At 32.5% G+C, this 11,687-nt stretch carries 7 protein-coding genes; 2 read left to right on the top strand and 5 right to left on the bottom strand.

Annotated features, from left to right (window positions below; genetic code table 11):
- Positions 1–386 precede the first annotated feature (386 nt).
- Positions 387–2,528: a S46 family peptidase gene (locus EQ921_RS00005; RefSeq protein ID WP_128330090.1), complete on the bottom strand. Its 2,142-nt coding sequence runs from the start codon at positions 2,526–2,528 to the stop codon at positions 387–389.
- A gap of 224 nt (positions 2,529–2,752) precedes the next feature.
- A complete protein-coding gene (locus EQ921_RS00010; protein WP_128330091.1) occupies positions 2,753–4,081 on the bottom strand; it encodes a hydroxymethylglutaryl-CoA reductase, degradative in 1,329 nt (442 codons plus the stop codon).
- A 430-nt stretch (positions 4,082–4,511) separates the two neighbouring features.
- Here EQ921_RS00010 and EQ921_RS00015 point away from each other — a divergent pair, with 430 nt between their 5' ends.
- Together EQ921_RS00015 and EQ921_RS00020 are read left to right on the top strand one after the other, a co-directional pair.
- A complete protein-coding gene (locus tag EQ921_RS00015) occupies positions 4,512–5,060 on the top strand; it encodes a hypothetical protein (protein ID WP_128330092.1) in 549 nt (182 codons plus the stop codon).
- Positions 5,047–5,691, top strand: a complete 645-nt coding sequence (locus EQ921_RS00020; protein ID WP_128149921.1) for an ATP-binding cassette domain-containing protein — start codon at positions 5,047–5,049, stop codon at positions 5,689–5,691. Before EQ921_RS00015 ends, EQ921_RS00020 begins: the two co-directional genes overlap by 14 nt.
- 82 nt (positions 5,692–5,773) lie before the next feature.
- Here the strand turns inward: EQ921_RS00020 and EQ921_RS00025 are convergent, their stop codons facing one another.
- The 3 genes from EQ921_RS00025 to EQ921_RS00035 are packed head-to-tail and all read right to left on the bottom strand — an operon-like array spanning position 5,774 to position 11,528.
- Complete coding sequence (locus EQ921_RS00025; protein WP_128330093.1) at positions 5,774–6,841, bottom strand: sulfatase-like hydrolase/transferase; 1,068 nt, start codon at positions 6,839–6,841, stop codon at positions 5,774–5,776.
- 19 nt (positions 6,842–6,860) lie between these two features.
- A complete protein-coding gene (locus EQ921_RS00030) occupies positions 6,861–8,336 on the bottom strand; it encodes a SusD/RagB family nutrient-binding outer membrane lipoprotein (RefSeq protein ID WP_128330094.1) in 1,476 nt (491 codons plus the stop codon).
- A gap of 12 nt (positions 8,337–8,348) precedes the next feature.
- Positions 8,349–11,528, bottom strand: coding sequence for a SusC/RagA family TonB-linked outer membrane protein (locus EQ921_RS00035; RefSeq protein ID WP_128330095.1), 3,180 nt, complete (start codon positions 11,526–11,528; stop codon positions 8,349–8,351).
- Positions 11,529–11,687 lie beyond the last annotated feature (159 nt).

Genomic DNA, 11,687 nt, shown 5'->3' on the forward strand with positions numbered 1-11,687 from the left:
CAAAGATACAGACTTTTTCTTATCCTCCAAATATTTCTGTACTTTTTTTTGACTTTTTTTAACCCCAAACCTATAACTCGCTATTAAACAATTAGATAAATTATTAACTTTTTCTAACCTTTTTTTTCCATTTCTCTCACTTCTTCTATTTCCCAATGTTAACACGATGTTATTTCTTTATCCTCCTCCTCTGTTTTTATTCTTCTATTCTATGATATACATAATTCCCCCCCTTTTTAATTGGGATGTCGTTCTGCAATATCTATAGTTGTACAAAAACTAATATTTAAATTAATGGTTAAATCATACGAACGGGTTTTTATATTCGAGCGGGCGTCAAAATCATTTGACGCCCGCCCGTAATTTCTACTTATATCTATTAATACTTATTTTACTATTTTCATTTCATTAATTAGATTTTCTGCTCCTGCATATTTTTCTATTATAAATAATACAAATCGAATATCCGTATTTATACATCGCTGTAACTTTTCGTCGAACTGAATATTTCCACTCATGGCTTCCCAGTTCCCATCAAATGCCAATCCTATTAGTTCTCCATTACCATTAATGACGGGCGAACCTGAATTCCCTCCAGTTATGTCATTATCTGAAAGAAAGTCAACCGGTAATTCTCCATATTCGTTGGCATAATCTCCATAATCTTTTGAATTGTATAAATCGATCAACTTCTGAGGTAAATCAAATTCCGCATCACCTTTTTTATATTTAGCAATCATACCTTTTAAGGTTGTGTAATAATTTAATCGGGCATCGTTGGGTTTTTCCGGATTATCCATTAAGGTTTTAACTGTTCCGTAGGTTAGTCTCATGGTTGAATTAGCATCAGGGTAAAAGACTTTTTTAGGGAAAGTTTTTCTTAATCCATCAATAAAAAGTCTTTGAGACTTTTCAAATGTGTCGTTTAATTGAATCTCTCCCTCAGTTTTGTTCATTAATGTAGTTGCTGCTTCTTTAGACAATACATAGAGGGGATCGTTGTGTAAAACTTCTTTGGATGGATGGTTAATAAAGTTGATAATGGATTCTTTATCTTTAAATAAAGAGCTTTCTGTTAAATTTTCTATGTTATTTACAGTAATTTTACCTTGTGAAATGGATTTAAGCTGATTTTTTAGCGGTACTCTTTCAACATATAATTGAAGAAGCTCTTTTGCCAGCTCTTTTTCTACCTCCGGGTGAAGGGTTTCATACATTGAATTGATAGTTTCGATGTATTTAGGTTTCATTGCTTCTCTTCCTTCATCTGACTGATCCAGATAAGTAGAAAGCATATCTCCTATACGGTTGGGCATACTCACGTAAGAACTGGCTCTCAAAAACCAAAATAAATACATTTTATCTGCAACCATAAGGTTAGTTTGCTGGTAATAGTTTTTAAGACTGGACAAAACGGAGGAATACTTATCTTTATTTTTGGATTGTAATGCCCATCGTGTAAATTCTTTTTCTTCTTTTTCTTTATAAGCTATAACCTCATTTTTTTTTATAGCTTCAATCATTCCGATTCTGTTTTTCCAGTAATTTGCTATACTTGCATATTTTCCTGCGTAATTTAATTCTATAGCTTTATCTTTTTCACTATGTTTTTTCAATATATCCAACGCATGTCTGGACGCTTCAATAAATGGTGGATATTCATATTCTACTAATTGCTGTATTCCATAAGATGTAAGATATCGACTGGTAACACCGGGATATCCTAAAATCATAGCATAATCTCCGGGTTTTATTCCGTAAATATTTATAGGCAACGAATGCTTAGGCTGATATGCTATATTATTTTCAGAGTATTCGGAAGGATTCCCCGCTTTATCAGCGTATATTCTGAACATAGAAAAATCTCCGGTATGTCTCGGCCATTCCCAATTATCTGTATCTCCTCCAAATTTACCAATAGATGCCGGAGGAGCTCCAACAAATCGTATATCGGTGAAATCCTGATATACAAAGTAATAGAATTCATTTCCCTGAAAAAAAGATCGCACTACAACTGTATATTTCCCCTTTTCATTATTTTCCTGTTCTATTTTTTCAAATTCTTCTTTTATTATTTCCTGTCTTTGCTTCTCAGTAATTTTCTTTTGATTAAGCCGGGCATTTATTCTTTCTGTTGCATCTCCCATTCGTATTAAAAAACGGACATACAATCCTTTTACGGGAATTTCGTCTTTTTTATTTTTAGCCCAGTAACCATCATTTAAATAATCATGCTCTGGTGTAGAAAGCGCAGCAATGTTAGAATATCCACAATGGTGATTCGTAAGTATCAGTCCTTGGTCAGAAACAATTTCACCTGTACAGAACCCACCAAAACTTACAATTGCATCTTTTAGACTTGAGTTATTAACGCTGTATATTTCTTCGGGGGTTAATTTGAGTCCTTCTTTTTGCATATCAACGTAATTTAAACGCTTAATAAGCATCATTAACCACATTCCCTCATCTGCTTTGGCTGGTATAAGGGTTAATACGGATAGGCATAATCCTAAAACTATTCTTTTCATCTATATATTATTTTTATCTACGCTAAATTATCACTATTTTCTTAATTTCAAATGTATAGTAAATACTTCCTAATTGTGTTACTATCATTTGACTCTTAATTTATATGTATGGAATAGATATATTTCTATCTTTTTTTTCTTTAATAATCTTTGGTATAAATATGTTTAAATATAAAAAGCCGAAATCATCCGGCTTTTTATATAATTTTTTAAATTGCTATATATTACTTGTTGCGAAGTTTTTCTAACTCTGAAATCACTACGTGATGAGAAACTGTCTTATCTTTAAAAAAGTTTACAAAATAATTTTTTTCTTCTTCTGTTGCTGCATGTTGATTTAGTATATTTAAAAGGTGCATTTTCATATGCCCTTTTTGAATACCTGTAGTTACTAAAGAACGTAATGCAGCAAAATTTTGAGCTAACCCTGCTACGGCTACTATCTGCATAAGTTTTTCGGCAGAGGGCTTGTTTAAAATCTGCAAGGATGCAATAACCAGAGGATGGAGCTTAGTTAATCCTCCGACAACCCCTAACGATAAAGGCAAATCTAACCAAAACTTAAAAATGCCGTTATCAATTTCACAATGGGTCAAACTCCTATATTTTCCAGAGCGTGAGGCATACGTATGTACGCAGGCTTCCACGGCTCTAAAATCATTACCTGTGGCTATTACTACGGAATCTACCCCATTCATAATTCCTTTATTGTGAGTGGTAGCTCTGTAAGGTTCTATTTCAGCTATCTCAACTGCCTGTTTAAATTTCCAGGCAAATTCTTGAGGAGAAATTCCACTTTCATCAATTAAGTCTTCGATTTTACAGCTTATTTCTGCACGTGCTAAGCAATCAGGAGTATAATTAGATAGTATGGACATTATGATCTGCATAGAGTTTTTTTCGTCTTCAGTAAAACTTTCTGCTTTTTGAATTTCGTATTTTAATGTTTGAGAAAACTGTTCTAAACATGAATTGATAAAATTAGCTCCCATGCTATCTCTTGTATCAAACGAAGCCTGAATCTGATAATAGCATTCTAATTCTGAAGTTTTGTCAATCAGTTCAATAGCATTTATCCCCCCACCCCGTAATACCATATTACGAGTTATATCTTTTGTTTGCTTATAAAGTTCTTCTTGTAAATATAAGGCAAACCATGATTTTAATTTTTCTGGATTACCTTTAAAAATGAAATGAACATGTCCCAGTTTTGAAGCTCCAAGGATAGAGGTTTTAAACCCTCCTTTATCTAACCAGAATTTAGCAGATTTTGAGGCTGCGGCTACAACTGAACTTTCTTCTATAGCCATAGGTATTGCAAACACTTCATTGTTTATCAAAAAATTTGGCGCAATTCCATAGGGCATATAAAAATTGGATATTGTATTTTCAGAAAATTCTTCATGCAATTTTTGTAAAGCGGCATCTTCATTCCAATATTGTGTTAAAATATTTTGAACTTCTTCAGAGTTGTCTGTATAATTGTTTACCAGCCACTTAATTTTATCTATTTTACCTAATCTGGAAAATCCTTCTATTATTTTATTTTTCATCCTTGGAAAGATACATTAATTTGTAACAAAGTTATAATATATTTAACTAATCTGTAAATTGAATGATTTGAAAAACCGCTTATTTTTAAAATATTTATACTTTAGATGTAAACAAATTCTACGGTTACTAAATAACAGCTTAGATTATTCTGTTTGTTTGACTGTTGTAAGTATCATACTTTATTTTATAAAACTGCCTGATTACATTTATTTAATTATTTACTTCACTTGTTTTTCTTTTCTTAATAAAAGAAGGGATACAAAATTTTTAGCTAAGCTATTTGATAATAAATCTTTTCTGCTGCAAATACAAGAAAATCTCATCGTCTTTGCTTTTGTTACATTATTGATTTACTCAAAAATTACCGATTATAAAATACTTATATTCTGTTTTCTCTGGGCAATCTTATCTCCTAAGATCTCTTTTAATATGGATATATTGCAACTTAAAATTATTGATCTTTTGCCTGTGCATATTTTCGAGTGGAAATCTGCGTTAAGAAAAAACATATTTTCTTACCTGATTTTATATATTTTACTTTTTTTATCCAGTTATCATCCATTTACTTATATAGTTATGTTGCTGTTGGTTTTATCTTCATTTATAGAGATTTACAAATATCTGGAACCTAAAGAGTTATATATATCTTATTTTCAAAAGTTTTCATTAATAGAAAAATATAAAATATCTTTAAAGGTTTTTAACGTAATAATCATTCCTCCATTCATTCTATTTGGATTTATAAATACTTTATACTCTGAATTTTTATTACTTTTTTTTCCTGTCAATTTATTTATTTTAGAAATTATTTCCAGAAAGTATAAAAATTACTCAGATAATCGCAGAATCATCGAATTCAATCCTGTTCTGCTGATTATTTTACTGATCAAATCTATACTTATTGTACCCAGCTTATATTCTATACGTAATAACACTCAAATTGCAAATAAGAAAATCTCAGTGTATGTTAGTAATTAAAAATTTACTTGTGTCTTATAGTTCTAAGGTCGTCCTTAACAAACTAAATCTAACTATTCCTATGGGTGAAGTTTTCGGAATTCTTGGTATGAATGGGGCTGGCAAAACTACACTTTTCGAAAGTATTTATCAAAACAATAAATACAAGGGAGAAGTTTTATTTAAGGGAAAAACTCTTGAGAAAAAGAATCTTTCTTATGTTGAAGCAGAAAATTATTTTTATCCTTTTATGAAATGTAAAGAGTATCTTGATTTTTTCACTTTTTCAGATTCTCTTTATAAATGGAAAGAATACTTTTCCTTTGAATTGGAGCAGTACGTTGAAAATTTTTCTACTGGAAATAAGAAAAAACTTGCTATAACCGGAGCTACTTTACTAAATCGGAATATCTATTTACTAGATGAGCCTTTTAACGGCCTGGATTTTGAAAGTGTTGAAAAACTTTATCTACTAATTAATCATCTGAAAAGTCTTGGGAAAACCATCCTTCTTAGTTCGCATATTATGGAAACCCTTGAAAATTGCTGCGATAGAATAGGTATTTTAGAGGGAGGTACAATTGATTCAGTCTATAGTATTGAAAAATTTGCTGAATATAAGAATAAAGTCAGAAGCAAAAATTCTTGTTAAATCTGTTATTTACTGAATAAATTATATAAAAAAACGATAAATCAAAATTTATCGTTTTACTTAATACTTACTACAGGATATTTTAATAAAGGGCACTTCCAACATCTTTGGGTTTATAATCAATTTGTAGAATTTTTGCTATTGTAGCGGCAATTTGATCATTATAATATTGTTCTTTGTCAAATAGTGGAGGATGAACCTGATTACCGATTAAAATCAGCCAGGTTTCTGATGAACCGGGAATTGCAAAATAATGGTCTTTCCAATGCTCTCCTGTACCTCTGCCATGATCAGTCGTAATTATAAATGTAGTTTGATCTTTATAATAGGAATCTGACTGTACATATTCCCACAATTCTCTGATCATTTGGTCATTTACATGAGCCGATTCCAAGTAGTGATTATAAGATCTGTCATGAGCAAAATCATCCGTTTCTCCATAACCGATAAAAACTAATCTGGGTTTTTCTTTCTTGATTGTTTCCAATGCATAGTTATGGGTAAAAACATCGAATCGGACTCCCTGCCAACGTTTAGGTGTTTCATCCTGAAATTTGTCCAAAAATTTTTCAAGAAATGATGGGTTTGAAGACAAGCTATGTCTATAACCTGCATTAACGGGAAGCTTACTTCTTTCTTCATTAAATATAAATGGAAAAACATCCCATCCTCCAAATATGGCTATTTTACCTTTAAACATAGGATCCTGATTTGCAAATTCAAAGAGGGAAACATTAGGATTCCCTACCTTATTATTATTATTAATCCTTGTATCATCAGGTTTTCCTGTTATAATTTCATTATATCCCGGATAAGAAAAATGCATTCCATTTTTTACGTTAACCCTGCTATTTTTATCTCTGTTCCCAATGATTACTCCCTGTTTTTCTACTTTGTCCCATATAAAAGGAAATAAGGCTTTTCTTCGTTCTTCATCCGATTCTTTCCAAAACTTATTTTTTAGCCGTTCTATATCCTGTGTATAGTTTTTGTCTTGAAGAAGCTCCCATTCAGCTCCTCTGAATAATTCCTGCCACCTTAATCCGTCCAGTGTAATCAGAAAAACTTTATTTTCCTGAGATTGTATTTTATTATTGTTAACTATTATTAAAAAAAGGGTTATGAGTACGGTAATTTTCATCTTTTTCATTTTTTTATTAGTAATTTAATTATTTTAACCACCAGGGAGTTGAACGTGTATTGTCATTTCCGCCAAACTGACGTTCTATAGCCTCTTTTACATTTACAGGATTTTTGTTATATTCGGTGATAGGATACATCCACCGAACCGGAGCTGATATCTGTTGTTGTTGCGGTAGCTCAGGATATCCTGTTCTAAGGTAATCCTGATAGGCTGTCCAACCAGACTGATGAAACATGATCATGTATTTTTGAGTGAGAATCTGATTTAGCTGGGATTGTGTGTTTTCCGTTTTGTATTTTACTGATTCCTGAGATAAATATTCATTCATATTGAAATTTTTAAAATAGTTCTCAGCATTCTTAACGTACGTTTGATAGTATTCAAATGAAGCTTTAATTGCATTTTCATAGTGCTGTCCAGCATTTGAAGCAATCCATCCTCTTACTGTGGCTTCTGCAAGAATAAACTCGGTTTCGGAATAGCTTAACAGAGTATATGGTTCGTTCACCGGATCTGAATAAAAACGATTATTTATTTTAGATATATTTTTTTCTGCCACTAATTTTTCATTTTCTGCATAGGGTACTATAGGATTTCCTCCGTGATAGGAATTGTAATCTGTAATGGGAAGCCCTTTTTCTGCCGAGGCTACAGTTTGCTGGGCAAAGGTGAATATTCGCGGGTCTTTTCTTTCTCTGAAAAACTCTATAAAAGAATCTGACAGATAAAGACTTGAAGCGTACGTGCTACTGTTAAATTGAGTATACCGGCTTCCTTCCTGATCATAAAACGGCAATTGTGCATTGTCAGAATTGGAAGAAATAATAGGTTCATTTTCAAAAATTCCTTTAAATTTCTGACCTATAATTACAGAACCTACCTTAGTTTTTTTAGATAAGGACAGTAAAATTTTTAATCGGTATGAATTCATAAGTTTTCTCCATTTTTGCATGTTTCCACTATAGTATAAATCTCCATTGACCGATTGTGTAGCATTTATCATATTTACAGCTTCTTCCAATTCATTTAAGATTCCTTCTAATACTGTTTCCTGCGTATCATAACGTGTGGTAAAAATTCCCTGCGTTTCTCCTGACAATGCTTCATTGTATGGGATATCTCCAAAAGTAAGTGTAAGACGATAAAAATAAAAGGCTCTGAAAAATTTTCCAATGGCCAGGTAATTAGTATTATTTACCCGGTTGGCTTCTTCAATCATTTTTATTACCTGCAATAAGTTCAGATAGTCATCAAATTTCCCGGAATTCCATTTATAATACTGATACGGATTTTCTTCACTGGTTAAAATAACCATACGCATACTGTAAAGTGGATCCAAGCCTTCTACTTTTCCAGCTTCTTTCTGTATTTTGGTAAGAAGCAACTGGGGAGATACCTGAGAAGGATAATTATGATTTTCGTTAATATCATCCAAGTTTGAGCATGAAACCGCAAATTGTGTGTAAATAATAAACATAACTAATTTTTGAATATATTTCATAATTGAGATTACTTAAAATTTAACATTAAATCCAATTCCCAGCCAACGGGTTGAGGGGTCTTGTATGTCATTAGTGTTTTCAAAGTTAAAATCGGGATCGGAATACAGGTTCTTAGATTTCTTCCACATCAGTAGGTTATAGGCAAAGATATTAACTGCTATACCTTTAAATACATGCTTTTCATTTAACAAAGAAGAAAAATCATATTCGAGAATAATTGAGCGCAATTTGACAAATGTTTTGTCGAAAACATTTGCAAATTCACTGTTTTCTTTTTGAGTGACTCTTGCTTTATAAGGGTAGTTTTGTGCCCAAGTCTGCCAACTGACTGTTGATGTATTTTCCTGATAGATACGAGTATCCGAAATGATATTTCCGTTTACATCTCTGATTAATTCTCCGCTAATTATATTAACACCCTGTGGAACATATACCGCCTCTCCTTTAGCATATTCCAAATCTCTATATTGAGTGGACTTGGGATGTTTCCCTCCCCACCACATTTTTTCTACTACTTCCGATCTCATAACCCCTCCAATGCTTCCATCAATTCCTATATCTATTTTAAAATTATTAATTTTAAATGTATTGTTAAAGCCGAAGGTCCAGTCCGGTGCAAAATGTCCCAGATAAGTTTTATAATTATCCCGGGTGGGTAAACCCGTACCGGCATCCAGTATAACTCTTCCATCAACTGATTTCATCCATCCATAATCATAATATGCATCTGCACGGTCATTTACTTTTAAATCACCGAACCGATAAGCATTACCATATATTTTCGTGATTTTTTTTACGCTTGTGCTCCAGTTAATTAGTGTCTTCCAGCTAAAATTTTTGTTTTTTATAACTGTTGCTCCTATAGATATTTCTACTCCCCGGGTAGTGTATTCATTTCCGTTAACCAGGCGAGTTTCAAATCCAGAGCTTTCAGAAACGGGAAGTCTTATTATTTGATCTTTATCTTTAGCCAGATACAAAGCAATATCCAGAGATAGCCGATTGGAAAAAAATGCTGAACTTATACCTGTTTCATAGGAGATGGTAGTCTCGGGTCTGATGTTTGAGTTAACCAAATCTGTTGGATAAACTGCTACCGGATTTCCGTTATGACCTAACTGATTATTTAAATAATATGATTTTAAGCTATAAGGATCTAAGTCTCCGGAAACTTTTGCCCAAGAGCCATATAATTTCAGGTAATTAACCTGCCGGGGCATATGAATTATCTGAGATAATAATACACTGAGGGAAGCTGAGGGATAGAAAAAGGAACGATTATTTTCAGGTAAAGTTGATGACCAGTCGTTTCTAGCTGCAAGAGCCAGATAAATGAATCGATATATTCCTAGTTCTGCAGTACTGTACAAACTGTAAATTGCTTTTTTACTTAAAAAATTTTTACTTTTTACTGCTCCTGAAGAGTTTCCCAGATTATAAACCCCGGGGATGAGCAATCCATCAGTTTCTGAGCTTTCATCCGTATATTCATTGTAATATCCGGAAGCTCCTGCATTTACAGTGAATTCTATATTATCTCCCCATTGAGTATCATAGGATGCCAGGATATCATAATTTACATCTGTAAATTTCCTTTTTCTGATTCCGAATTTTCCTTCGCGGGAAGCACTATAATTAAAATAGGATTTTGGACTCCGTGTTTCATCGTCTATATGATTACTGATTAATGAAACTTTAGTTTGTAGTTTTAATTTTTCAGTAATATAATACGTCAGTCCTAACCTTCCGTTTATGATTTCTTTTTCTCTTTTATTTTTATAATATTCAGCTCCAAACCAAGGGTTATTGTACCAAGCATAATTCCAGTTTGCCTGTTTGTATCCCTCCAGTCCGGGCACCCACAGATGGTTTTTCAGATCTCTGCCGTTCACATCACCTCCCATCCATATTAAAACGGTATACATATGCCCACTTGGATTGTATTCATAATTAGGAATATTGGGACTAAATTGTCGATTGTAAGAAAGGCCTGCTTTAAATTCCAGATTTTCTGCCAGTAAGGTGGATGAAGTAAAGTTTAATCCTCCTTTACTTAATCTGGACCCTGGAATCCTATCGACCATATTTATATAGTTACCTGATACTCTATATTTCCCTTTTTCATTTTTAAAATTTATTGAAAAATTTGTATTTTGGATCATTCCTGTCTTCATAAACTCTTTAAGATTATCGTGATATGTCCAATCAATCGGTACTCTTTCATATCTAGACTGATCGGCATAGGGTGTATCTTCAGTGGTTCCGTACCATGGTATAATTTCCCCGGTCTGCTTATCCTTTACCGGACTGTTCCACTGAGGTAATTTTAATCCTGTTACAAACTTAGGTCCCCATATCATATCACCATCGTTTACTCCTCCGTCTTTTCCATCCCAAAATTCATATTTACCATTTGAACCATTACCATATTCTTTTTGAGTCTCTGGCCTTAATGTAAAACCGGAAGAAAAAAGTAAACTTTGGGATAATTCTATACTTATTCCATTTTTCTTGGCAGATCTGGTAGTAATCATTACTGCCCCATTTCTTCCTCTGGAGCCGTATAGAGCAGATGCTGACGTTCCTTTCAAAATATTGATACTATTAATTTCGTTGGGTGATAAGGATTCAAATGTTTCCTGAGAAACAGGAACGTCATCTATAACTATTAAAGGGTCTTTTCCTCTGAGTTTAAAAACTGCCGCTTGCTGCAATCCTGTAGGATTTGACACCTGCAATCCGGCTACCTGACCGGTAAATAAATTACCCAGGCTAGGAGTAGTTATTTTTTCTACTTTATCATTTTTTATTTCCTGTGTAGAGTAACCAACCTTTTTATCTTGTTTAGTAATACCTAAGGCTGTTATCACTATTTCACCTACTTGTTTTTCTACTTCCTGATGTTTATTTTCCAGCACTATTTTAAGATTTTCACTCGTAATGTTATTTAGTTTATAAGGTTCATAATTAAAATGTTTAATTTTAATTGAATCAGAAAGGTTAGCTGACAAACTAAAACTGCCGTTTTCATTGCTATAGGTTTCTGAGCCAGTAGTTATATTCTTTATATAAGCATCTTCAATCGGCTTTCCTTCAGAATCAGATATAATTCCTTGAATGGTTTTTTCTTGTGCATTTATTAGTAAGGTTGAAAATAGAAAGGATAAACAGTACAGAAAAACTTTTTTCATAGAAATAGTTATTATTTTACCAGCAAAAATTGCGTTTATTTATTTCGTGTTATACACGATTTTGTTAATTTTATGTGAATTAATAATCTAGTTATAAACCATTATCTATCTATTGGTTACATTTTTACCTAACCATTTTATGTTGTAAGTTCGTTTGGT

Origin of the sequence: Apibacter sp. HY039, from assembly GCF_004023655.1 — a bacterium.
GTDB lineage: Bacteria > Bacteroidota > Bacteroidia > Flavobacteriales > Weeksellaceae > Apibacter > Apibacter raozihei.

Coding starts and splice junctions, on each gene's coding strand:
- EQ921_RS00005 (WP_128330090.1), bottom strand. CDS start 2,528: ATGAAAAGAATAGTTTTAGGATTATGCCTATCCGTATTAACCCTTATA.
- EQ921_RS00035 (WP_128330095.1), bottom strand. CDS start 11,528: ATGAAAAAAGTTTTTCTGTACTGTTTATCCTTTCTATTTTCAACCTTA.
- EQ921_RS00015 (WP_128330092.1), top strand. CDS start 4,512: ATGGATATATTGCAACTTAAAATTATTGATCTTTTGCCTGTGCATATT.
- EQ921_RS00025 (WP_128330093.1), bottom strand. CDS start 6,841: ATGAAAAAGATGAAAATTACCGTACTCATAACCCTTTTTTTAATAATA.
- EQ921_RS00020 (WP_128149921.1), top strand. CDS start 5,047: ATGTTAGTAATTAAAAATTTACTTGTGTCTTATAGTTCTAAGGTCGTC.
- EQ921_RS00010 (WP_128330091.1), bottom strand. CDS start 4,081: ATGAAAAATAAAATAATAGAAGGATTTTCCAGATTAGGTAAAATAGAT.
- EQ921_RS00030 (WP_128330094.1), bottom strand. CDS start 8,336: ATGAAATATATTCAAAAATTAGTTATGTTTATTATTTACACACAATTT.